23 protein-coding genes and 1 riboswitch are annotated in these 21,049 nt (G+C 54.6%); of the genes, 10 read left to right on the plus strand and 13 right to left on the minus strand.

What is annotated here, in order from left to right; genetic code table 11:
- The first annotated feature begins 2 nt into the window (after positions 1–2).
- The 3 genes from ACFFLD_RS17200 (at position 3) to ACFFLD_RS17210 (ending at position 3,449) form a co-directional block, all read left to right on the plus strand.
- Positions 3–1,499 (plus strand): CoA-acylating methylmalonate-semialdehyde dehydrogenase, encoded by a 1,497-nt coding sequence (locus ACFFLD_RS17200; protein ID WP_386042587.1) that lies wholly within the window; start codon positions 3–5, stop codon positions 1,497–1,499.
- Positions 1,500–1,592: 93 nt separating this feature from the next.
- Positions 1,593–2,213: a TetR/AcrR family transcriptional regulator gene (locus tag ACFFLD_RS17205; protein WP_386042589.1), complete on the plus strand. Its 621-nt coding sequence runs from the start codon at positions 1,593–1,595 to the stop codon at positions 2,211–2,213.
- A gap of 183 nt (positions 2,214–2,396) precedes the next feature.
- Positions 2,397–3,449, plus strand: a complete 1,053-nt coding sequence (locus ACFFLD_RS17210) for a class I fructose-bisphosphate aldolase (RefSeq protein ID WP_386042591.1) — start codon at positions 2,397–2,399, stop codon at positions 3,447–3,449.
- Between the two features lie 89 nt (positions 3,450–3,538).
- Here ACFFLD_RS17210 and ACFFLD_RS17215 read toward each other — a convergent pair whose 3' ends face one another.
- Both ACFFLD_RS17215 and ACFFLD_RS17220 read right to left on the minus strand, forming a co-directional pair.
- Positions 3,539–4,411, minus strand: coding sequence for a PhzF family phenazine biosynthesis protein (locus tag ACFFLD_RS17215; protein ID WP_386042593.1), 873 nt, complete (start codon positions 4,409–4,411; stop codon positions 3,539–3,541).
- Positions 4,398–4,610: a DUF1127 domain-containing protein gene (locus ACFFLD_RS17220; protein ID WP_386042595.1), complete on the minus strand. Its 213-nt coding sequence runs from the start codon at positions 4,608–4,610 to the stop codon at positions 4,398–4,400. Before ACFFLD_RS17220 ends, ACFFLD_RS17215 begins: the two co-directional genes overlap by 14 nt.
- Before the next feature lie 155 nt (positions 4,611–4,765).
- Here ACFFLD_RS17220 and ACFFLD_RS17225 point away from each other — a divergent pair, with 155 nt between their 5' ends.
- From ACFFLD_RS17225 to ACFFLD_RS17235, 3 genes are all read left to right on the plus strand, one after another.
- Positions 4,766–6,202: an aminotransferase-like domain-containing protein gene (locus ACFFLD_RS17225; protein WP_386042597.1), complete on the plus strand. Its 1,437-nt coding sequence runs from the start codon at positions 4,766–4,768 to the stop codon at positions 6,200–6,202.
- A 164-nt stretch (positions 6,203–6,366) separates the two neighbouring features.
- The gene (locus ACFFLD_RS17230; protein WP_386042599.1) at positions 6,367–6,903 is read left to right on the plus strand and encodes a DUF1176 domain-containing protein; all 537 of its coding nucleotides are present in this window, start codon (positions 6,367–6,369) and stop codon (positions 6,901–6,903) included.
- 104 nt (positions 6,904–7,007) lie between these two features.
- Entirely contained in the window at positions 7,008–7,316 is a 309-nt protein-coding gene (locus ACFFLD_RS17235; protein ID WP_386042601.1) for a putative quinol monooxygenase, read from the plus strand.
- 49 nt (positions 7,317–7,365) lie between these two features.
- Here the strand turns inward: ACFFLD_RS17235 and ACFFLD_RS17240 are convergent, their stop codons facing one another.
- From ACFFLD_RS17240 to ACFFLD_RS17255, 4 genes are all read right to left on the minus strand, one after another.
- Complete coding sequence (locus ACFFLD_RS17240) at positions 7,366–8,058, minus strand: uracil-DNA glycosylase family protein (protein ID WP_386042603.1); 693 nt, start codon at positions 8,056–8,058, stop codon at positions 7,366–7,368.
- Positions 8,059–8,091: 33 nt separating this feature from the next.
- Positions 8,092–8,844 (minus strand): phosphatidylcholine synthase, encoded by a 753-nt coding sequence (pcsA, locus tag ACFFLD_RS17245; protein ID WP_386042605.1) that lies wholly within the window; start codon positions 8,842–8,844, stop codon positions 8,092–8,094.
- 275 nt (positions 8,845–9,119) lie between these two features.
- Entirely contained in the window at positions 9,120–9,830 is a 711-nt protein-coding gene (locus ACFFLD_RS17250) for an anti-sigma factor (protein WP_386042607.1), read from the minus strand.
- Positions 9,809–10,369 (minus strand): sigma-70 family RNA polymerase sigma factor, encoded by a 561-nt coding sequence (locus ACFFLD_RS17255; protein WP_386042609.1) that lies wholly within the window; start codon positions 10,367–10,369, stop codon positions 9,809–9,811. The genes ACFFLD_RS17250 and ACFFLD_RS17255 overlap by 22 nt, the downstream gene beginning before the upstream one ends.
- Positions 10,370–10,548: 179 nt before the next feature.
- On the opposite strand from ACFFLD_RS17255, the gene ACFFLD_RS17260 reads away from it, so the two are divergent.
- Positions 10,549–11,100, plus strand: coding sequence for a fasciclin domain-containing protein (locus ACFFLD_RS17260; RefSeq protein WP_386042611.1), 552 nt, complete (start codon positions 10,549–10,551; stop codon positions 11,098–11,100).
- Between the two features lie 60 nt (positions 11,101–11,160).
- Here ACFFLD_RS17260 and ACFFLD_RS17265 read toward each other — a convergent pair whose 3' ends face one another.
- Positions 11,161–11,790, minus strand: coding sequence for a DNA-3-methyladenine glycosylase I (locus tag ACFFLD_RS17265; RefSeq protein WP_386042613.1), 630 nt, complete (start codon positions 11,788–11,790; stop codon positions 11,161–11,163).
- The gene (gene pdxR, locus ACFFLD_RS17270) at positions 11,765–13,273 is read right to left on the minus strand and encodes a MocR-like pyridoxine biosynthesis transcription factor PdxR (protein WP_386042874.1); all 1,509 of its coding nucleotides are present in this window, start codon (positions 13,271–13,273) and stop codon (positions 11,765–11,767) included. The genes ACFFLD_RS17265 and pdxR overlap by 26 nt, the downstream gene beginning before the upstream one ends.
- Positions 13,274–13,366: 93 nt before the next feature.
- Here pdxR and ACFFLD_RS17275 point away from each other — a divergent pair, with 93 nt between their 5' ends.
- Both ACFFLD_RS17275 and ACFFLD_RS17280 read left to right on the plus strand, forming a co-directional pair.
- Positions 13,367–13,813, plus strand: a complete 447-nt coding sequence (locus ACFFLD_RS17275; protein WP_386042615.1) for a GNAT family N-acetyltransferase — start codon at positions 13,367–13,369, stop codon at positions 13,811–13,813.
- Positions 13,814–13,823: 10 nt separating this feature from the next.
- On the plus strand, positions 13,824–14,273 hold the full coding sequence (locus ACFFLD_RS17280; RefSeq protein WP_386042617.1) for a rhodanese-like domain-containing protein: 450 nt from the start codon (positions 13,824–13,826) through the stop codon (positions 14,271–14,273).
- Positions 14,274–14,331: 58 nt separating this feature from the next.
- Here the strand turns inward: ACFFLD_RS17280 and ACFFLD_RS17285 are convergent, their stop codons facing one another.
- The 4 genes from ACFFLD_RS17285 to codB form a co-directional block, all read right to left on the minus strand.
- On the minus strand, positions 14,332–14,829 hold the full coding sequence (locus tag ACFFLD_RS17285; RefSeq protein WP_386042619.1) for a 6,7-dimethyl-8-ribityllumazine synthase: 498 nt from the start codon (positions 14,827–14,829) through the stop codon (positions 14,332–14,334).
- Positions 14,830–14,932: 103 nt separating this feature from the next.
- A riboswitch (FMN riboswitch) is annotated at positions 14,933–15,091 on the minus strand.
- A 107-nt stretch (positions 15,092–15,198) separates the two neighbouring features.
- Positions 15,199–15,672, minus strand: a complete 474-nt coding sequence (locus ACFFLD_RS17290) for a YbaK/EbsC family protein (RefSeq protein ID WP_386042621.1) — start codon at positions 15,670–15,672, stop codon at positions 15,199–15,201.
- 51 nt (positions 15,673–15,723) lie between these two features.
- The gene (gene codA / locus ACFFLD_RS17295; RefSeq protein WP_386042623.1) at positions 15,724–16,977 is read right to left on the minus strand and encodes a cytosine deaminase; all 1,254 of its coding nucleotides are present in this window, start codon (positions 16,975–16,977) and stop codon (positions 15,724–15,726) included.
- A 19-nt stretch (positions 16,978–16,996) separates the two neighbouring features.
- The gene (codB, locus tag ACFFLD_RS17300) at positions 16,997–18,259 is read right to left on the minus strand and encodes a cytosine permease (RefSeq protein ID WP_386042625.1); all 1,263 of its coding nucleotides are present in this window, start codon (positions 18,257–18,259) and stop codon (positions 16,997–16,999) included.
- A 447-nt stretch (positions 18,260–18,706) separates the two neighbouring features.
- On the opposite strand from codB, the gene ACFFLD_RS17305 reads away from it, so the two are divergent.
- Complete coding sequence (locus tag ACFFLD_RS17305; protein WP_386042627.1) at positions 18,707–20,383, plus strand: methyl-accepting chemotaxis protein; 1,677 nt, start codon at positions 18,707–18,709, stop codon at positions 20,381–20,383.
- A 13-nt stretch (positions 20,384–20,396) separates the two neighbouring features.
- On the opposite strand, the gene ACFFLD_RS17310 is transcribed toward ACFFLD_RS17305, so the two are convergent.
- Positions 20,397–21,017, minus strand: coding sequence for a TetR family transcriptional regulator (locus ACFFLD_RS17310; protein ID WP_386042629.1), 621 nt, complete (start codon positions 21,015–21,017; stop codon positions 20,397–20,399).
- Between the last annotated feature and the right edge of the window lie 32 nt (positions 21,018–21,049).

Consider the following 21,049-nt stretch of genomic DNA (forward strand, 5'->3'; position numbering starts at 1 on the left):
TCATGAATATTGTTTCCCACCTGATTAACGGTGAGTTAGTCGACAGCCAGCACACCCTGGAGGTGACCAATCCCTCCACAGGTAACGTGATCCGACAGGTGGCGAATGCCAATGCCGCCGACGTGGAGAGCGCCATTGCCGCCGCCCAAGCAGCCTTTCCCGCCTGGCGCGATACGCCACCCGCCAAACGTGCTCAGGTGATGTACCGCTTTAAACAACTGCTCGAAGATAACGCGCATCGCCTGGTACAGCTGGTGAGCGAAGAACACGGTAAAACCCCGGAAGATGCCATGGGGGAACTCAAACGTGGCATCGAGAACGTCGAGTACGCCTGCGGTGTGCCGGAACTCTTGAAAGGTGAGTACTCACACAACGTGGGCCCGGGCATTGATGCATGGTCCAATTTTCAGCCTCTGGGCGTGGTCGCGGGCATTACGCCGTTTAATTTTCCTGCCATGGTGCCGCTGTGGATGTACCCCATGGCGATCGCCTGCGGTAACACCTTTATCCTCAAACCCTCCGAAAAAGACCCCTCGGCAGCCATGGCGGTGGCAGAACTGCTTAAAGACGCCGGGTTGCCTAACGGCGTGATGAACGTGGTGCACGGTGGCCGCGAAGCGGTGGAAACGCTGTTGGATGCCAAGGCCGTTAAAGCCATTTCGTTCGTTGGCTCAACGCCTGTAGCAGAAGCGATTTATGCCCGGGGGACTGCGGCGGGCAAGCGCGTTCAGGCGTTGGGTGGGGCCAAGAATCACGCTGTAGTGCTGCCGGATGCCGACCTGGAAAACGCCGCGAATACCTTGATGGGGGCGGCATTTGGTAGCTGTGGCGAACGCTGCATGGCGATCTCGGTAGCCGTATGTGTCGGTGACCAGACGGCAGATCGTTTGGTTGACACCATGCTGCCGAAAATCGCTCAGTTGAAAGTGGGGCCCGGCACTAAACAGGATCTGGACATGGGCCCGCTAGTGACAGCCGAGCATCGGGACAAAGTTCTCAGCTTTATCGAAGACGGTGTCAACGCGGGGGCATCGCTGGTCGCCGATGGCCGTGGGCTGACCGTTGCAGGTCATGAAGAGGGGTATTTCGTGGGTGGTTGTCTGTTCGATAACGTTACCCCCGAGATGCGCATTTACCAGGAAGAAATTTTTGGTCCGGTGCTTTGCGTGGTGCGGGTCGGCAGCCTCGACGATGCCATGCAGCTCATCAATGACCACGAGTACGGCAACGGCACCTGCCTGTTCACCCGCGACGGCGAAGCTGCCCGCCGCTTTACTGACGGTGTCGAGGTCGGCATGGTCGGGGTCAACGTGCCGTTGCCGGTGCCCGTTGCCTACCATAGTTTTGGCGGCTGGAAACGCTCGCTGTTTGGCGATCTGCACGCTTACGGGCCTGACTCGGTGCGCTTCTATACCCGCCGCAAAGCCGTTTCCCAGCGCTGGCCATCGACAAGTGAAGCCACGCGGGCCGAGTTCTCGTTCCCTGCCAATCAAAGTTGACGTCCTGGCGTAACTAGGACATCTTCTCAGCACCATCGCCAAGCGATGGTGCTTTTTTTTGGCTAATGGTCGGTGTGAAGGGACGAGAATAGCGTGGCGAGAACCCAGGACGAAATTCGGCAAACCAACGTCAAAAAGATTCTCCAGGCGGCTGAACAGCTGTTTGCCGAAAAGGGCTATGCTGGCGCCTCCATGGGGGAGATCGCCCAACTGGCCGACCTTCCAAAGTCCAATGTGCACTATTATTTCTCGACCAAAAAAACGCTATATCAGGATGTCTTGCTGGAGCTTCTGGAAGTGTGGAAGCAGGACGCGCTCTGTTTTGAGCTCTACGATGATCCACGCGTGGTGCTCTCCACCTATATTCGCGCCAAGATGAGCCACTCGCGTAACCGCGCGCACGGCTCCAAGGTATGGGCCGCCGAAGTCATGCAGGGGGCGCCGATTCTCAAGGAGCGCCTGCGCGATAACCTTTACGAATGGGCCAAGCTCAAAGAGTCGAAAATTCGTGAATGGGTGGCGTCAGGCCAGATCAACCCCGTCGAGCCTTCTTACCTGCTCTATATGATCTGGGCATCCACTCAACATTACGCCGACTTCGACTACCAAATCTGCCTGCTCAATGACGATCAGCCCCTGGATGACCTTCAGTTTGAAAAAGCCGTGCAGTCGGTGACATCAGTGATCTTGAGAGGGATTGGGCTCACGGCGTGAGTAGTGCTCAACGACTGAGCAGTACGGAGGTAGCAAACTGGTGTCGCTTCTATCGCCCTCGTTTTTCCCCATGTTACATGGGGTGGTACTTTCCTTCGGTTATATTTTGCCTCTATGCTTTATAGAAGATGTGATTGACGTACACTTACATTTTCTTACAGATAAAGTGCAAAGGAGTGTTTCATGACCGATATAGCCGCGTTACTTGGCAAAGACGCCGACAGTTTGCTAAACCACACATGCCAGGGTATTCGCCGCGATAGCCTGCATCTGCCGGGGCCAGACTTCATCGACCGGGTCATGATCGATAACGACCGCAGCCCAGCGGTGCTGCGTAATATGCAAAACTTCTTTAACCATGGTCGCTTGGCAGGCACCGGCTACCTTAGCCTGTTGCCGGTAGATCAGGGTATTGAGCACTCGGCGGGCGCTTCTTTTGCACCTAATCCGCGCTACTTCGATCCGGCCAATATTGTCGAGCTGGCGCTCGAAGGCGGCTGTAACGGCGTGGCCTCGACTCTTGGCGTGCTGTCGTCGGTGGCGCGTCGCTATGCGCATAAGATTCCGATGATGCTGAAGCTGAATCACAACGAAACGCTGAGCCATCCGGCGATATACGATCAAACCATGTTTGCCGAAGTAGAGCAGGCGCACGATATGGGCTGCGTTGCGGTAGGCGCGACGATTTACTTTGGCTCCCATGAGAGCCGTCGGCAGATCATGGAGATTAGCGAGGCCTTCGAACGGGCCCACCAGTTAGGCATGGTGACGGTATTGTGGGCGTATCTGCGTAACCCCGCTTTCAAGCAGGACGGCATCGATTATCACGTGTCTGCCGACCTCACCAGCCAAGCTAATCACATGGCCGCCACCCTCAAGGCGGATATCGTCAAACAGAAGCTGCCTGAGAATAACGGCGGCTACACGGCGGTCGGTTTTGGTCATACTCACGATAATGTGTATAACGAGCTGACCACTGACCATCCTATTGATCTGGCCCGCTATCAGGTCGCCAACTGCTTTATGGGGCGTGCCGGGTTAATCAACTCCGGTGGCGGTTCCAAAGGCCACTCCGATCTCGGTGAAGCGGTGCGTACCGCGGTCATCAATAAACGTGCCGGTGGTATGGGATTGATTTCAGGACGCAAGGCGTTTCAGAAGCCGATGCAGGAAGGCGTTGATCTGCTGAACGCGATTCAGGATGTCTACCTCTCCAAAGACGTAACGATTGCCTGATAGCAGCGAGCACTATTGTCGTTAGAAGTGCTGCTAGAAGTGCTACTAAAAAGCGCTGCTAAAAGGGGCGTTTAACAACACACATAACGCTATTGATGTGTTGTTAGTGCGCCCCTTCCCATCATTACCGCATGGCCACTCACCCTCACCAATCCAGGCGCAATGGGCCCGTTGGCGGCGGTATAGATCACGCTTGGCCGCTCCATCTCGACACCTTGATGAATCCGACAATGCAATGCGTTGGATTGCTTATCGGCTAAATAGCCGGTGAGTGCCGCCGCCGCGCTGCCGGTAGCCGGGTCTTCGCATAAACCATGCTCTCTTGAGAACATCCGGCTGCGAAGCACTGTTTCAGCATTATCCGTTGTCTCAATCACATACAGGTATACCTGTTCGGCACTGCTGGATGCCACGGCTTTTGCCCACACGGCTTCGGATATCCGTATGTTTTGCAGGGCTGCCAGGTCGCTCAACTGAATAAGATGAAAAGGCAGGCCGCAGGAGGCAATCACCGGGTCGCCCATCACCTGATGGCGCTCGAGGCCGAGTAGTGTCGCTGCGCTGGCGTGATCAAGCGTTCTAGTAGTCAATGTGACCGGCTGGGCGGTGGTAAACGTTGCCCTTTCTTGTTCATAGCTTATCGCCAACTTGCCCACGGGTGGTTGCAGAATGAGCGTTTGCTGCTTATCAACCAGGCCGAGTTCGGCGAGTAGCTGCGCGGTACCCACGGTGGGGTGCCCGGCAAACGGCAGTTCTTGAGTCGGCGTAAATATCCGCATCGGGTAGTGGTGCGGCGCTTTTGCAGCACCTAAAAATACCGTTTCGGCGAGATTCAATTCCTTAGCCAACGCCTGCATGGTGCTGGTTTCAAGCCCATCGGCGTTGAGGAAAACAGCCAACTGATTGCCGGTAAATGGCTGGTGGGTAAACACGTCCAGTAAATAGTATTCAGCGGTTTTCATACGGACCTCCTTCAGAGGGGGAGTGTTTCCAAAATGCTTTACGGCCCTCATTTTTTGCCTGCTCGCGGCTGATGCCGATATCTTTCAGCAACCTGTCATCGAGGGTCATTAGATCACGACGGCTGCGACGATAGTGGCGGTACTGTCTTAGTTGGTGGCCCAATTGATAGCGAAGCTGAGTGAGGCTGAAGCGTGGCATGGCGATCCCTCCGGTAGAGTGCCTACTTAGGTTACTCAGTTCGCTATTTGTGATACAGATATAGGAATATATATTTAAACGATACAGATGGTCTGATTGATCTCTCTGTATGCCCATCAAACGACCAACTGTATTGCTTGCATAGAGGAAGCGTTATGACGCGCTATGAGACAGTCGCCACTGTATTGCGTGAGCGCATTGAGCACGGTATTTATCGCGAGGGCGATCGCCTGCCCTCCATTCGTGCCGTTTGCCAGGAGATGGAGGTCAGCATATCGACCGCGCAGGAGGCTTACCGACAGTTGATGGATGTCGCGCTGATCGAGTCGCGACCCAAGTCGGGTTACTTCGTGCTGCCAAGCCGAGCGCCGTCAGTACTGCCGTCGGTGTCTCGTCCGGCTCAGCGGCCGCTGGATATTTCTCAGTGGGACCAGGTGCTGGAACTGGTGGCGACTCAGCGCGACGATAACCGGCTTCTATTGGGGCGCGGTGTGCCCAATCTTGAGTATGAGACGTTGCGGCCGCTGTCGAAAATTCTGGCAGGACTGCATCGTGGTACTGATTTAAACGGCTTTAATTACGACAAGCTAATCGGTAGCCCTGAACTGCGCCAGCAGGTGGCCAAGCTTGCGGTTGCTTCCGGCTGTTTGCTGCATCCCGATGATATCTTGGTAACTACCGGCTGCCAGGAGGCGCTTTCTATTGCATTGCGTACCCTCACCCAGCCCGGTGATGTGGTGGCGGTCGATTCGCCCAGCTTCTACGGCACCATGCAGATTCTCAAAGCCAATGGCTTAAAAGCACTGGAGATACCCACCGACCCGCAAACCGGGATCAGTCTTGAAGCACTAGAGCTGGCGCTGGAGCAGTGGCCGATCCGCGCCATTCAGGTAACACCGACCTTCAACAATCCGTTGGGTTACACCATGCCCGAAGCACGCAAGCGGGCACTGTTTCAGCTTGCTCAACGCTTCGATGTGGCGATTATCGAAGACGATATCTACGGCGACTTGTCGTTTACTCAGCCACGTCCGCCTACTGTGAAGTCTTTCGACGACGATGGCCGAGTACTGCTGTGCAGCGGTTTTTCTAAAACGGTAGGCCCAGGGCTGCGGGTGGGGTGGATGGCGCCTGGGCGCTACCGCGATCAGGCGCTGCACATGAAGTATGTTTCCACCGGTGCCTCGGCCACGCTGCCGCAGTTGGCTGTGGCGGAGTTTGTCGCCAAAGGCCATTACGAGCGCCACCTTCGCTATGTGGTCCGCCAGTATCAGCGTCAACGCGATCTGATGATCAGTTGGGTACAGCGCTATTTTCCTGAGGGGGCCGGTATCAGCTATCCACAGGGCAGCTTTCTGTTGTGGGTGGAGCTCCCGGCAGCGGTTGACTGCGTACGCCTTAACGAGCGACTGGCCCAGCACCATGTTCACGTGGCGCCAGGTTCGCTGTTTTCCGCTTCAGGCAAGTTTCGCCAGTGCCTGCGCCTTAACTACGCCTTTACCTTGACGCCGAGGATCGAAGAAGCCGTGCGCTTGGTGGGGGCGCTTGCCACCGAGATGGTAGCGCAAGCCCGAGAACACGCTATTACCTAAAATGAGAAAGCCTTTCTTTAACGGCTGATATCGAAATTCAAAATGAGAAATGACAGTGCAAGCAGTGGCTTGGGGATGGCGGACCGCTAGAAAGCAGGTTATGAAGGAAGAAATTTATAAGTTGAGCTTTTTACAGCGGGGCGAACCGCACGAAGGAGATGGTAATGATGTTACGTTCACTAGGATGGTTGGCTGTCGCAACGATGAGTCTCTCGGCAGGGGCTGCCATCGCGCAAACTGGCAAAAGTGCAGATGTCGATGCTCATCCCCAGGTTCCGAGTGAAGTGGCTGCGCAAATGAGTGATACCTGCGCTCTGGTCGGTGAATCACATGGTATTTCACCACAGCACTACTCGAGCGAAGAGATGGGTGGTGATCTATGGCTTACTCCATGTAACGCCGGTGCCTACCAGATTTCCTATGAGGCGATCTATCAGGCCGAGGACACCGCACCACGCAAGCTATTGTTTGCTCAATGGCGTAACGGTAGCTGGACCGGCACAGAGCTGCTCTTCAACCCCACGTTTGACCCCGCCACCGGCGTGCTGAGCGACCAGTACAAGGATCGTGGCGCGGGCGGCTGCGGAGGTGAACGTACCTGGGAGTGGCAGGAAGGTGGCTTTCGCCTTATTGAATACCGCGCCCAGGAAACCTGCCAGAACGAGGCCGGTGAGTATCCCGTTATCTTTGAGGTTGAATGACGCTTTCACGTTTTCCAGTTATGAAAAACGGGTTTGAAAGGCTTGATCTATTGGTACGCAAAGCGACTTGTTAGGCTTCTGCTTCCACTTAGAAGGAGTACGACATGGCCGCTTACTATCTATGCGCGCGTATCCGGGCAACCGATCCTCAACGTCTTCCCGAAACCCGGGAAGCGCTAATGCACTTGGAGGCAGTGACGCAACACGAGCCCGCCTGTTATCAATTTCAGGTATTGGAAGATACGGCGTGTGCAGGAGACTTCTTACTCTGGGAGTGCTGGGAAGGTAAGGAGGGGCTTGAAGCCCACTATCGCGCTCCGCACACTCAGGCGTTACTGAATCAAAAGCTGACCGACATCGTCGAGATTACCGAGCTTGCGCCGCCCATGACGCTTGATCAAAGCGCGTCCTAAACGGTAGCCCCTGAACGTTAATGGTTAAACGTCAGGGAATAGCACGTGTTTATAGCGTCAGATTATGTTGACGTACGTCCAACTGCTCGAGTCGCTGCTTGAGCAGACCAGGGAATCGGCTATACCAAGTCTGATTGAGCGGAGAAGGGTGAGGCAGCGGATAGAGCGTAAAGACCTGTGCCTCGCCCTGATTATCCTCCAGCGTCACCTCAATACTACTTTCAAAGCGATCTTCCTGCTTCCAGAAGGCTTCCAGTCGGTCTCGCTCATCCTTCGAGCGACCTATGCCGAACCACAAGAAGGCTTCGCGTCCCAGTGTGATTAGGCTTCTCCCTTCCCAATGCGAGATCAGCACCTCATTCATCAGAGTGTGAAAGTGGCGCTTGACCTTCATGGACCACGCCTTGTTGCCAATGGGCTTATAGGGCACGGTGTTGATCCAGAAAAAATGCTCGCCTACAGCTTTTGATGCCTCAAAGTCGGGCATTTCCTCGCCATACAGGTGGGCGTAGAGCGCCTTGCGAACCAGTTGCCCGCCAGCGCCGATGAAGGGCTCGCCATGGCGTACCTCATCGCGCCCGGGGTCGCGCCCGAAAAAGCCGATACGCAGGTTGCGTTGGCCAAGACCGATGATCGGATCCAGCGGGTCGCGATCGAAGCGTTTGTAGACCTCGATATCGATCCCTTCGATCTCGGCGGCCAGTGCTCTAAAGCTTTTCTGCTGATGGGGGGTTAATGGCATCTTGCTACTCCCTGTTGCGATCCCATGACCAGTTCAATCGAACCACGCCTGTGACGTCCGCCACAAACACATGCCGACAAAATAGACCGACGTAATGCCCCAGCCCCATAGTGCCCAGGCAGCGTGCTCAGGGCTTGAAAGTATCAGGGAGGTGGCACATACGCACCAGAGCAGCGTGACGGTGATATTGAGCGGCATAAGCGTTTTCACCCGAAACGGGTGAAGAAACTTCATCCGCGTGACGGTAAGAATGGCCAACATCAGGATGGTCGCAAAGGTGAGCCAGGGCGGTAGGTCGAGAATATAAAAACTCGCCGCAGCGATATTCCAGGCGGCAGGAAAACCCACAAAGTAGTTATCCTGGCTTTTCATATTGGTGTTGCAGAAACAGAACATCGAGGACAGCAGAATGGTGAACACCGCCAGCAGCGCAACATTGGGCGGCAGTTCAATAAAATAGTAGATGAAAAGGGCCGGGATAAACGCCCAGGTAAGATAATCGATGACCATATCCAGCGTGGAGCCGTCGAAGTGAGGCAGTATCGTTTTCACCTCGTACTTGCGCGCCAGTGTGCCATCGAAGCCATCGATCAGCATCGCCGCACCCAGCCAGAGCAGGCAGGCGACCGGGTTGTCGTCGATCAGCGCAAGCAGGGCCATGGTGCCCAGCAGTACACCGCTGGCGGTTAATACATGCACACTCCATGCCTTGCATCGTGATGCAGGCGTGTCTGCTGCGTGCGGAGAGAGCGGTTTAGCCACATTAAACCCCGTTGGGAACGTCATGTTCTGTTGCCGTTTGCATGGATAAAGGGTGCCAAACGCTACACTACTATCACGCTATTGTGGAACACGCAGGCAGTTGACTCACTCATAGCATGGCTACTGTTGGGAGTATTAGCTAGTGTCGATTGACGAGTGAGTCATACTGTTTGATTAAGCACGTGCCTGCTTTTCCAACTAGAGCTGAAACGCTTGCCGGGCCTTTTTGTGTGGGGGCTTCTTGTGTGGGGCCGCGTACGTCGCCGCCAAGCTCGACGTGGCGGCGCCCACCTCCACTATTAAAAGGTGATGCTACTGCCCGCCATAGGCGTAAAGCGACCATGGTCAACAATCGGGCCGGTAGGTTGTCCGGCGGGCGCTCCGCCTTGAGGCTCAATACTGACGGCTAAGTCAGCATTGAATAATTGTGCGCGGAGCTCACTGTTGGGTTGGAGACGTTGGCTACCTTGCGTCGGCAGTAAGCCCAATGAGATGGGTGTCCCACCAGCAATTAACCATAATTCGCCAGTCTGATTCCGGCCGACCTGTGAGGGTTGAACCGCCTGCACGATCAGCTCTCCTTGCTGGGTAGCACTAATGATCCAGCCTGGCGTGCGTGCTTCATCCTGGACGACGAACACTGCTTCACCCTGCGGCAGCTTGGTTTTTTCCGCTTGTTGCCAAAGCATGCCCATAGCCAGCGCGATTACTCCAAAACTGGCTGTCATGGTTTGCCATGTAGCTAAGCGCTGCCACCAGGGTAATGGTAAAGCCCCAGTCGCCTGACGGATGCGTTTCCATATCTTTTTAGGGGGTGTCTTGGGGTCAAGCTGTTCGTTGAATAGGTGCAGGTGTTCGCGCCAGCTGTCCACCTCGTTACGCAGGTCATGGCTGACTGCTAGCAACGCTTCAAAGCGCGCTTTCTGATCGCTATCTAAAGCTCCCAGCACATATTCGCCTGCTGCAAGGTGGCGTTCTTCAGGGCTCGTTAAATCCCACTGGTCAGGCATGTTTTCAACCTCTCGAGTCCTCGGCGAATCCAGCTCTTCACACTACCCAGCGGTTGAGCAAGAGTATGGGCGAGCTCGCTGTGTGTGAGCCCCTGAAAATAAACCATTTCCATTAGTTGTCGCTGCTGGCTGTTCAGGGTGCCGAGACAGTCACGTAGACTGTCATGCTGCTGGGCGTGCATGCTTTCATCTTCTGGATCATCGGTGCTTATTACCGCCTCTAACAGATGTTCATCTGTTGATGCATCCTGGGGTTTTTGGCGCCGTAGCCAGTCGATGCCGATATTGCGGGTGAGTGTCGACAGCCAGGTCATTGGCTTTGCTCGCATCGCGTCGTATTGATCAGCAGCATGCCAAATTTTGATGAATACATGCTGTAAGCAATCCTGAGCGGCGCCCTCGTCTCTTACTATACGCAGCAACTGGGCATATAGATGCGTACTAGACGCACGATAGAGGCGTTCGAATGCTTGGTGGTCGCCTTGAGCACAGCCATTGAGCTGCTCAATAAGCGTTGCATGGCATCTAGCATTCAGCATCTCTGCGCAGTAAAACATGCGGCCAGTTTTGATGAGTGTGTCGTTGAAGGCAATAGAGCTGCCAATAGCCTCTAATCAACTTTTTATAAAAAAATGTGCATCCGTTTAAGCATGCAGCACGTAAGTGTTAGTGAGCTTGCATTGTTGAGCCATATTAATGACAACTAGGAGATGCACCGATGAAACTCAAACTTCTTACTGCTAGCCTGTGTGCCGCTGCTCTTTATACTGGCGTTGCTATCGCTGATCACGGCCCTACCACTGTGGGGGGAGCAAGCATGCTTCCCGAACGTAATATCATCGAAAATGCCGTTAACTCTGGTGACCATGAAACGCTCGTAGCGGCAGTAAAGGCGGCTGAACTAGTCGATGTGCTGCAAAGTGAAGGGCCGTTTACCGTATTTGCCCCTACCGATGAGGCGTTTGCAGCCTTGCCTGACGGCACGGTAGATACATTGCTACAACCTGAAAACCAGGAGAAGTTACAGACGGTCCTGACATACCACGTTGTGCCTGGCAATTTAAATCGCGACGCGCTGTGGGAAGACGTCATGGAAAATGACGGCACGGTAGCGTTTCAAACAGTACAGGGCGAATACCTGACTGTTTCACGCAATGGTAATAACTTGATGGTGATGGATGCGCAGGGTAATAGTGCCAACATTACGGTCGTTGATGTTGCTCAGTCGAATGGTGTGATTCACGTCATCGATAGCGTGTTGATGCCATAAATGCTTTGAAACGGGGGCTCTTTAGTTTCCCCGTGACTGCCAGTTCCGCCGCCTGATTTTTCAGGCGGCGGGATTGTTTGTGTTTGAGGGTCGTGTAAATGTTTCGCGCGCGAACGCCGCTTTATGACGAAGGGCGCATCCTTCAGCATGATCGTTCACCAGCCCCATGGCCTGCATAAAGGCAAAGGCGGTGGTGGGGCCAAAAAATTTCCAGCCGCGCTTTTTGAGTTCTTTGGCAAGCGCGATGGATTCAGCTGAGGTGGTCTGGGTTTGGGGGGCCACTAGCGAGTCAGGGTCAGGTTCATAGCGCCAGAAAAAGGCCGCCAGTGAGCCTTCCTGTTTAACCATTTCCTGGGCTCGCTTGGCATTGTTGATTGTCGCTTCGATCTTCCCGCGATGGCGAATGATCCCCACGTCCTGCAATAAGCGCTGTACATCGTGTTCGTTAAAGCTAGCAACGTGATGGAAGTCGAAGTGGTGAAAGGCCGCTCGAAAGTTGTCGCGCTTGTTGAGAATCGTGCGCCAGCTCAACCCCGATTGAAAACTCTCCAGGCACAGCTTTTCGAATAGCCGTTGATCATCCGCCACAGGAAAGCCCCACTCGTTATCGTGATAGGGCAAAAACTCGGGTGCGCCGCCGCACCACTGGCAGCGAGGCTGACCATCAGGGGCAGTAAACAAGCTTGGCATGGGGCTTCCTTCCTTCGTGCAGGCTAAGCCACGCCTGACTGAGCCAGCGACCTGCGCGGTGTAGTTCATCTTCGGGCGCACCGGCATAGCCTAACACCAGCCCGGCGCGTTGTGGTTGGCCTAGATAGTAGCGCGATAAGGGTGAGAGCGTGATGCCCGCCTGGTGTGCCAGCTCGATAAGCCGCTGTTCCTGCGTCTGGTTATCAAGCTCAGCCAGCAGATGCATGCCGGCATGACCTGATGAGAGCGTCAACCCCTTCTCGATGGCCGGGGACAGGGCGTTTCGCAGGCATGCCTGACGCTGGCGGTAGCTGGCTCGCATGCGGGCGATATGACGCGAGAAGAGCCCTTTGGCGATGAACTCGGCCAGCGCCGATTGAACCGGGTAGTTGCCTTCTCTGTGTAGCCGGGCATGGGCAAGTCTGAAAGCATCAGCCAGCGGGTCTGGAAGAACCAGATAACCCAGCCTGAGCCCTGGGTAGAGTACCTTGCTGAACGTGCCGACGTAGATGACGGCAGCTTGGCCTGCTAGCCCTTGAAGCGAGGGAACCGGGGGCGTGTCGTAACGAAACTCGCTGTCGTAATCATCTTCGATAATCCAGGCGCCATGCCTAGCGGCACACTCCAGCAGTGCCAGGCGTCGGGGAACCGGCATAGTGACACCGCAAGGGTACTGATGCGAGGGCGTGACATAGATTAAACGGGGGGATGAGGTTGGGGCGGGGCACAACGCGGGGTTCATACCCTCCTCATCCACCGGCACCGGCGTCACCGTTAATCCAGCAGCCTGAAAAGCCGTTTGCGCACCGCCGTAGCCCGGCTCCTCCATCCAGACGCTTTCGCCGCTGTCAGTTAATAGTTGCACAATCAGTTCAAACGCCTGCTGGGCCCCTTGGGTAATGACGATCTGTTCAGGCCGACAGCGCACTGCGCGGGAGAGGGTCAGGTAATCGCACAGCGCGTCCTTCAAGGCGGGTAAGCCACCCAGCGACTGATAGGAGAACCAGGCGGTATCAGCCTGGTGAAAGTGGCGCCTTAACAGACGCTGCCACTGGGCATGCGGGAAAAGGTCCAGTCCCGGAATGCCGGGAGCGAAAGCATGATAGTGCTGGCTTAATGTTGCGCAGCGGTCAAGCAGCGCCTGTCCTCGGGCTGAGTATTCAACGAGTGCGGTGGCTGGCGGGTCAACGGGAAGCGGCATCGTAGGCAGTTTTGCGACATACAAGCCAGCCCCACGCCGGGAAACAATCAGGCCTTCAGCCTGCAATCGGTCCATGGCCGCCAGTACGGTATTACGGCTAATACTTAGCGCTTGTGAAAGATGCCTTGAAGACGGCAAAGGTACCCCAGCCTCCAGCTCGCCGTGTTGAATCCAGGTACGCAGCGTGCTGTAGAGCTGGTACACCAATGTCATGTCACCGCTGGCGCTGACTCGCAGGGCTAACGCATCAATCAGCCATTCACTAGACGCGGCACGACGCATCACTGGTACCCTCACTATTTTATAAAGTGGCTCTTATGCAGGTACCACTATAACGGCAGACTGTGAATATCAATAACATGACAGGAGAGCCTCATGAGCCATGTTCGGGCCGCCGTACTCAACGATCTGGATGTGCTGACCGTGCTGTTGGATGAGTACCGGCAGTTTTACCAGCAAAAGAGCGACCCTGACGGCGCTCGTCACTTTTTGAGCCAACGCTTCGGGCTAGGGGACGCCTTTATCCTGGTCAGCGAAAACGCGCTCGGCGAGGTAGATGGGTTTGTGCAGCTCTATCCCGGCTTATCCACAGTGGGGTTGAATACGCGCTGGACGCTGAATGATCTGTACGTATCGCCTGACAGCCGCGGCCAAGGGGCTGGCCGGGCCTTGATGCAAGCCGCCGCTCAGCTTGCCCGCGAGCATGGCGTTGCCCGCCTGGTATTGATGACCCAGATAACTAATGAACGTGCCAAAGGGCTTTATGAGTCGTTGGGCTGGCAGCGTAATCATGAGTTTTATAGCTATTTATTAGACGTTTAGAGAGAACTCCATGAGCGAACAATCAAGTGTGTTGGCGTTTCCTCCGGCTGCGCCTTCCCAAATGGCGCAGGCGATGCATGACAAGCTTTGCTATCACACCGATGCCTGGGATGTAGCGCAGGATCTGGCCAATGGCATCGATGAGATTATGGTTATCGATACCCGCAGCTTCGAGCACTACTGCGCGGGACACATTCCCGGCGCGCTCAGTTTGCCGCACAAAGAGATGACGTCAGAAAGGTTCGCCACGCTCGATTCATCGCGGGTATATATCACTTACTGCGATGGGATTGGCTGTAATGGCTCCACCAAAGGGGCGTGGAAGCTTGCCAGTGCAGGCTTCAAGGTGAAGGAGCTGTTGGGCGGGCTAGACTTCTGGCGCCGCGACGGTCACCCCATTCAGGCAGGTGAAGAGCGGGGGAGTGTTTTAAAAACGCCGCTTGCGGGCTGCGGCTGTTAACCTGAAAAACCGAGGCCCGGCAAGTGCCGGGCCCTTGGTTGTCACATCTCGCTGAGTATTACGCGTCGTTCAGCTTGCGCGCGCGATGCAGATTTTCCATGGTGTTGAGACACGCCTGAGCGGCTTCCTGGCCCTTGGTGACAAAGTGCTGGGTGTAGAAGTCGTGGTGCGTGCTGTGCTCATGGAAGTGATGCGGCGTCAGAACCGCTGAGATTACCGGCACCTGGGTATCGAGCTGGACGCGCATCATGCCATCAATGACCGCATGGGCGACAAAGTCGTGGCGATAGATACCACCATCGACCACAAAACCCGCCCCAACAATCGCGCCATAGCGACCGCTTTCAGCAAGCACCTTGGCCTGCAGAGGGATTTCATAAGCGCCGGAAACGGTGAATGTGTCCACCTGGTTGGCATTCAGCCCGCAGCGTTCTAGTTCCGCGATAAACGCGTTGAGCGCCTGCTCGACGATATCCTGGTGCCAGTGGCCCTGAATAAACGCGATACGCTGTGAGGTGGTATGGGTGGAAAGGTCTAACGGAAATGTCTGATTCATGGTCATGCTCTTGAATAAGTTATACCAGAATCAGGGCACGCGACACGTTTGACAGGTAGCCGCAAAAAGTAGCCAATGCCACCTTTGCTTTACCTGTCTAGAGTGCCGTTCTCTTTCATCCGGACTATCACCGTCGGCTTCGGTTTCTCACCGAATCTGCTGACCTCAAACCGTTGCTTGCTTGAGCGCTCGCGGGCTTAGCTGCCTGATATAAGGCTTCATCACCGCCGGTGGGGACTTTCACCCCGCCCTGAGAACGTATTGCTGTATCGGCTGCACAACTGATAGCCGCCGAGCTATTTATAGTCGAACTATTTATAGCCTAACTATTTACAGCCAGACCATCTTACCCGCATTGGAAAAGCGCAGCTAGGGCGCATCAGGCGGTGAACAGACATCGACCCATTGAGCGTTGACCAGATCAGCCAGCCGCTGGGGGCTTAACCGCACTGCGCTGGTGGGCGAGCCTGCCGCAGGCAGCACCTCGTCATATGCACGGAGTGATTCATCGCAGTAAACCGGTATATTGGTAACGAGGCCAAACGGGCAAACGCCGCCAATAGGATGGCTGGTCAGCTCCATTACCGTGTCTGCATCGAGCATTTTGGCTTTGCCGCCGAAGGTGTCGCGGATCTTGCGGTTGTCGATACGCGCATCGCCGCTGGCGACTATCAATAGCGGTTGCTCACCGACTTTAAACGCAAGTGTTTTGGCAATTTGCCCCGGAGCTACACCATGGGCTTGCGCCGCAAGCTCGACGGTTGCCGTGCTGGTGTCCAGCTCTTCAATGGTGATATCCGGCGCGTGCTCAGCAAAAAACTGACGAACGGTCTCAATGCCCATCATGGGCTCCCTTAGCTGATAAAAGGGATAATCTAACGTGTCGTCACTGCATTAGCCAAGCCATGACGGCGTTGTTATTTTCGAGGGCTCACGCTGCATAATGATTTCGCCGTGGCGGACCGAAAGCAGCACATCGCCCTGACGGCGTAAGACACTGTAGTCGTCTTCGCCTTCTAGCAGGTTGAAGCTGGCCGGTTTGCCTACCTCAATACCGTAGTGGTCTTCAATGTGCAGCGTACGTGCGCTGTTATCGGTAATCAGCGACAGCGCCTGGCTAAAGTCCTGGTAGCCCATCATCTGGCAGATATGCAGACCAAAATCCAGCGTGCGCAGTAGCTTGCCATTACCTAGCGAGTACCAGGGGTCGACAATGGAATCTTCGGCCAGGCACACGTTGATACCCGCTGCATTGAGCTCTTTCACACGCGTCACGCCACGCCGTTTCGGGTAGCTGTCGAAACGCCCCTGCAGGTGGATGCTTTCGGTGGGGCAGGAAATAAAATTAATCCCCGAGCGCTTGAGCAGCAGAAACAGCTTGGAGCAGTAGGCGTTGTCATAAGAGTGCATCGCCGTGGTATGGCTGGCGGTCACGCGACTGCCCAGATCATTACACAGCGCCTCATGGGCCAGCACTTCGAGAAAGCGCGAGTTAGGATCGTCGATTTCATCACAATGCACGTCTACCAAGCGGTCATATTTGATGGCCAGCTCAATGACCCGTTTCATGGAGGCCACGCCTAGTTCTCGGGTGTACTCAAAGTGCGGGATACCACCGACTACATCGGCACCGATCTCCAGCGCTTCTTCCAACAGCCTGTCGCCGCCGGGGTAGGAGAGCAAGCCGTCCTGGGGGAATGCCACCACCTGAATATCAATCTTGTCCTTCAGTTCATCTCGCAAGGCGCATAGGGTTTTCACCCCTACGAGGCTTGGGTCGCTGGTGTCGGCATGGGTACGTACAAACTGAACGCCGTTGCCGACCAACAGATTAAGCGTTTTCAGCGCGCGCTCGCGAATATCGGCCTCTGATAGCATCGGCTTACGCTCGCTCCAGCGCTCAATGCCTTCAAATAGCGTACCGCTTTGGTTCCAGCTGGGTTCACCTGCCGTCAGCGCAGCATCTAAATGAATATGCGGTTCAATAAATGGCGCACAGATGAGTTTTGCACCTGCATCAATTTGACCTTCGCTGGGTGTTTGCGGGGCGTCCTGAATAGTAATCGAGCTGAACGTGCCGTTTTCCACTTCAAGTCGATAAAGCTCTGGGCGCTGGCGTAAACGGGCGTTAATGATCTGCATGCTCATATAAAAAAGGGCTCACTTATTATTTAGCAGGTGAAGGAAGCGTATCCGTCAGCGTAGCGTGATTAACGTGCAGCAGCACGGCATAGCTGGACGCTGCCACCACCACACCCACCAGTGGTGGCAATAACGGAGAAAAATAGGCAGCACCCGCGCCAATTGCATACGCGGTTAACCCGCGACGGTTGAAGTCAGGCAGTGCTGCACGATCCAGCGATGGGTAGCGGCCCTTATGTTTGAGCCAAAAGTCCGCCATGATGACGCCGCCCATGGGGGGAATAAACGTTCCTAGCAGTACCAGGAAGGGAATAAGCAGATTGTACATCCCACCCACGGCCAGCACGGTGCCAATCGCTGCGCCACCTACCGTCACCAGTCGCCGCTTATCGGTACGCAACAAGTTGCAGCCCGCCACGGCAAAGTTATAGATAGTATTGTCCTGAGTGGTCCAGATGTTTAAAAACAACATCAATACGGCAATGGACACAAATCCCTGGGCGATTAACACATCCACAATATCCGCCTGCTGATAAATCATGCTACCGAGTGCGCCAGTGAGCACCATTAAACCGTTGCCGACAAAAAATGCGGCCAGGGTCGCAATCACGGCGACTTTGGGCGTCTTGGCGAAACGGCTCCAGTTGGTGGCTTGGGTGCCGCCGCTGATAAAGGTGCCAATGATGACGGTAATCGCCGCCGCCACGCTCATGTTTTCAGTGGGTGTTTGCTGGCTTAGTCCTGCAAAACCGCGCACATCCACTAGTCCGGTGAACAGACTGACGATGATAAACAACATCATGGCAGGGACCGCGATGCGTGAAAGCCAGTCCATCCCGCGGTAGCCAATCATGGCGGTAATACAAAAACCGAAACCAAATAGCACCATTAAGGGGATTTCTAACCATTCCGGCATTCCTGTGGTGCGTACTAGCACCAGGGCAATGGTGGCGGTACCCCATGCGTACCAGCCGATTTGGGTAAAGCCGAGGATAAAGTCGGAGAGTTTGCTGCCTTTCTCGCCAAAGCAAAAGCGGCCCATTAGCACCGAGGTAAGCCCGCTTTGGCAGGCGATATAGGCAAGTATCGCCGCGTAAGTGCCTAATAGAAGATTACCTATCCCAATGATCCACAGCAGCTGGCCAATGGGAAACGCCTGGCCCAACGTGCCGCCTGCCCACATGGTGGCAGTGAAAAAGGTAAAGCCAAGTAATACGGCGGATGTAGAGAGCAGCCCTTTGCGGGCATGGGTAGGGACTTCACTCAGCGGATAATCAGAGTGGTTCATCAACATCTCCTGGCGTCAGTAACGTGGCGGTTCGCTAATGCCTTAGAAAGCAAAAAATATGCCAAAGGGAGGTGGTTAATGGTGGAAGTGCTGAGCGACAGTGTTAGGTCTTCGTTAAATAGTCAATTGTCGAGTATCGATAGTCAGAAATTAGTTTGTGTCGTAAATATAAGCGAACAATATTAAATAAGTAACTTTTTGAAAAATATGTATTAAATAAAGGTGAAGTTTAAGCGTTTTGTAAGTGGTATTTAATATCGTTAATCAACACTTTGGATAAACGAAACGAGCTAAAGGTCGTATTCCTGAAGCCGATAGTACAGTGTCTCATCTAGTAGCGGGTGCGGTTGATTATCGCCATGTCGTGATAACCCAAGATTAGATACTCCTTTCTCTACCAGCCTTGCTGGAACTTTTTATTCCTGACGTTGAGGTGCCTTGCTCGCTATGAATCGTCTATTTAGCAACCTATCCGTGAAAACGAGCTTAACGCTCGTGATTACCGTGTTTACAACGCTCATCCTTATCATTGCAGCGCTTGGCTATCAGTCGGGTAAGCAGGGTAGTGAAGCCTTGGATGAGCTCGACCAGTTAGCGATACAGCAGATGTTTGCGTTAAATCGTGCGCAGGTGGCGCTAGCGGATACACAACTTTTCTATATGAACAGTTTGGATGCAGCCAGTTATGGCAATCCTATCCTGGCTGAGACATACCTGGACACGGCGCTGGGCTTTCGGGAAAGTGCCCAGGAGCGTTTTGATCGCTTCATCAACGCTGAAGTAGGCGAGAGTCAAAGCGATCAAATTCAGCCTCTGGTGGAGGCGTTTAATGCGGTTATTAATCAAGGTTTAATACCCCAGGCAGAGGCTTTAGAGCGTGGTGACGGGGCGGCGTTTCGGGAAGCCAAGCGTCTAGGGGATCAGTGGAACGAGCGCTTTATTGCCGCCAGCCAGGCCTTTAACGATTATGGCATTGCCCAAAGCAATCAGCTGGAAAGCGATTATCGCGCTACGATGCAAATGTTTGGATATATTGAGCTATTGGCGGTCATCATAGCGCTGGTGACCGCTCTGTTTGTGCGCATAATCTTTGTTGGCTCGATTGTGAAACCTCTAAACGAGGCAGTGGGACACTTTGAGCGCATTGCTAAAAACGATCTTTCGGGGCGTGTGAGTGCGCGTGGTCGTAACGAGATTGGTAAGTTATTCAGTGCCATGCAACTCATGCAAAGCAATTTAGCGAAAACGGTGTCGGGCGTTCGTGATAGCAGTGGCTCCATCCATATTGGCGCACGTGAAATCGCGGGCGGCAACGCTGATCTTTCATCGCGTACCGAACAACAGGCCTCTTCGTTACAAGAAACCGCGGCAAGCATGGAGGAGCTAACTGCCACGGTAAAACAGAATGCCGATAACGCGCGTCAGGCGAGCCAATTGGCGAATGACGCCTCCAGTACCGCCGCTCAGGGTGGGGAGGTCGTCGAAAAAGTCATCACTACCATGCATGGCATCTCTGCCAGCTCGCAAAAAGTCACTGATATTATTAGCGTTATCGACTCTATTGCCTTTCAAACCAATATCCTGGCTCTCAATGCGTCGGTAGAAGCGGCACGGGCGGGTGAGCAAGGACGCGGATTTGCCGTTGTCGCCAGTGAAGTGCGTAACTTGGCCAGCCGCAGCGCCGACGCAGCGAAAGAGATCAAAGCACTGATTGATGCTTCATCGGCTCAAGTAAAAGAGGGTTCCGTGTTGGTTGAAACGGCCGGTGACACCATGCGCGAGGTTGTTTCTTCTGTGCGCCGTGTGACCGATATTATGGATGAAATTTCCGCGGCGTCTCAGGAGCAGAGTTCAGGCATCGAGCAGGTGAACCAAGCAGTGGCGCAAATGGATGAGGTAACTCAGCAAAACGCAGCGTTGGTTCAGCAGGCCTCCTCTGCGGCTAGTTCGTTGGAAGAGCAGGCCGCGCGGCTTGAGGCAGTGGTGTCCTCCTTCCGCTTAATGGAGGGCGAGGCCCGTGTTTCGCAGGCTTCTATCGCGCCGCCGAAACAGGCGCTGGCACGCCCTGCCGCGCGAGGAACCAGCCTGTCGCATAGTGGGGATCATGATTGGGAGGAGTTTTAATCCTAGCAGTAGACTAGTCTGAGCCCGGGAAAAGCCCGCGGATTAACGTCTCGACAATAGCGCTGCCTTCATCCGCCAACGAGTATTGCTGGGGATCCTGCAGCCAGTCGAAGCAGACGCCGATCAAAAAGCCATGAAACTGACGGCGGGCGCTGGCGGGCGTTAGATCTGGGCGTAGGCGGCCTGCTACCTGGGCCTGCTCAAATAACATTTCTACCCGGGCTTCAGCGTGTTCTGAAAGTTGTGTAATCATGTTGATGCGCGGGTGGTCATCTTCCAGCTTTTCGCAGCGGTGCAGCACGATGGTGGCTGCCCGCTGCAGCGATAAATCGTGACAAACCGCGTTCAACGAGCGCTGAGCAATATCGCGCAAACTCTCTAAGGGCGTCATGTCGGTTTTAACGGCCACGTCATCGACAATTTCGTCTAACGGGATACGGACTCTCTCCAGCAAGGCGTCAAACAGCGCTGCTTTATCTTCAAAATGCCAATAAATCGCTCCACGACTCACTCCCGCCGCCTGGGCAATATGTGCCAACGTGGTACGCGAAACCCCTTGCGTTAGAAAGGTGGTTTCTGCCGCATTTAAAATGGTTTCCTGGGTACGTTCGGCATCGGCCTTGCGACGTGACATAGCGTCTCCTGTGGGTAGAATCAGCACTATTT

Source organism: Vreelandella sulfidaeris (assembly GCF_042429665.1).
GTDB lineage: Bacteria > Pseudomonadota > Gammaproteobacteria > Pseudomonadales > Halomonadaceae > Vreelandella.

Bases quoted from the DNA above. Each gene is read 5' to 3' on its own strand.
- ACFFLD_RS17200 (WP_386042587.1), top strand. From the start codon at position 3: ATGAATATTGTTTCCCACCTGATTAACGGTGAGTTAGTCGACAGCCAG.
- ACFFLD_RS17210 (WP_386042591.1), top strand. From the start codon at position 2,397: ATGACCGATATAGCCGCGTTACTTGGCAAAGACGCCGACAGTTTGCTA.
- ACFFLD_RS17215 (WP_386042593.1), bottom strand. From the start codon at position 4,411: ATGAAAACCGCTGAATACTATTTACTGGACGTGTTTACCCACCAGCCA.
- ACFFLD_RS17220 (WP_386042595.1), bottom strand. From the start codon at position 4,610: ATGCCACGCTTCAGCCTCACTCAGCTTCGCTATCAATTGGGCCACCAA.
- ACFFLD_RS17225 (WP_386042597.1), top strand. From the start codon at position 4,766: ATGACGCGCTATGAGACAGTCGCCACTGTATTGCGTGAGCGCATTGAG.
- ACFFLD_RS17230 (WP_386042599.1), top strand. From the start codon at position 6,367: ATGATGTTACGTTCACTAGGATGGTTGGCTGTCGCAACGATGAGTCTC.
- ACFFLD_RS17235 (WP_386042601.1), top strand. From the start codon at position 7,008: ATGGCCGCTTACTATCTATGCGCGCGTATCCGGGCAACCGATCCTCAA.
- ACFFLD_RS17240 (WP_386042603.1), bottom strand. From the start codon at position 8,058: ATGCCATTAACCCCCCATCAGCAGAAAAGCTTTAGAGCACTGGCCGCC.
- pcsA (WP_386042605.1), bottom strand. From the start codon at position 8,844: ATGACGTTCCCAACGGGGTTTAATGTGGCTAAACCGCTCTCTCCGCAC.
- ACFFLD_RS17250 (WP_386042607.1), bottom strand. From the start codon at position 9,830: ATGCCTGACCAGTGGGATTTAACGAGCCCTGAAGAACGCCACCTTGCA.
- ACFFLD_RS17255 (WP_386042609.1), bottom strand. From the start codon at position 10,369: ATGCTGAATGCTAGATGCCATGCAACGCTTATTGAGCAGCTCAATGGC.
- ACFFLD_RS17260 (WP_386042611.1), top strand. From the start codon at position 10,549: ATGAAACTCAAACTTCTTACTGCTAGCCTGTGTGCCGCTGCTCTTTAT.
- ACFFLD_RS17265 (WP_386042613.1), bottom strand. From the start codon at position 11,790: ATGCCAAGCTTGTTTACTGCCCCTGATGGTCAGCCTCGCTGCCAGTGG.
- pdxR (WP_386042874.1), bottom strand. From the start codon at position 13,273: ATGCGTCGTGCCGCGTCTAGTGAATGGCTGATTGATGCGTTAGCCCTG.
- ACFFLD_RS17275 (WP_386042615.1), top strand. From the start codon at position 13,367: ATGAGCCATGTTCGGGCCGCCGTACTCAACGATCTGGATGTGCTGACC.
- ACFFLD_RS17280 (WP_386042617.1), top strand. From the start codon at position 13,824: ATGAGCGAACAATCAAGTGTGTTGGCGTTTCCTCCGGCTGCGCCTTCC.
- ACFFLD_RS17285 (WP_386042619.1), bottom strand. From the start codon at position 14,829: ATGAATCAGACATTTCCGTTAGACCTTTCCACCCATACCACCTCACAG.
- ACFFLD_RS17290 (WP_386042621.1), bottom strand. From the start codon at position 15,672: ATGGGCATTGAGACCGTTCGTCAGTTTTTTGCTGAGCACGCGCCGGAT.
- codA (WP_386042623.1), bottom strand. From the start codon at position 16,977: ATGAGCATGCAGATCATTAACGCCCGTTTACGCCAGCGCCCAGAGCTT.
- codB (WP_386042625.1), bottom strand. From the start codon at position 18,259: ATGAACCACTCTGATTATCCGCTGAGTGAAGTCCCTACCCATGCCCGC.
- ACFFLD_RS17305 (WP_386042627.1), top strand. From the start codon at position 18,707: ATGAATCGTCTATTTAGCAACCTATCCGTGAAAACGAGCTTAACGCTC.
- ACFFLD_RS17310 (WP_386042629.1), bottom strand. From the start codon at position 21,017: ATGTCACGTCGCAAGGCCGATGCCGAACGTACCCAGGAAACCATTTTA.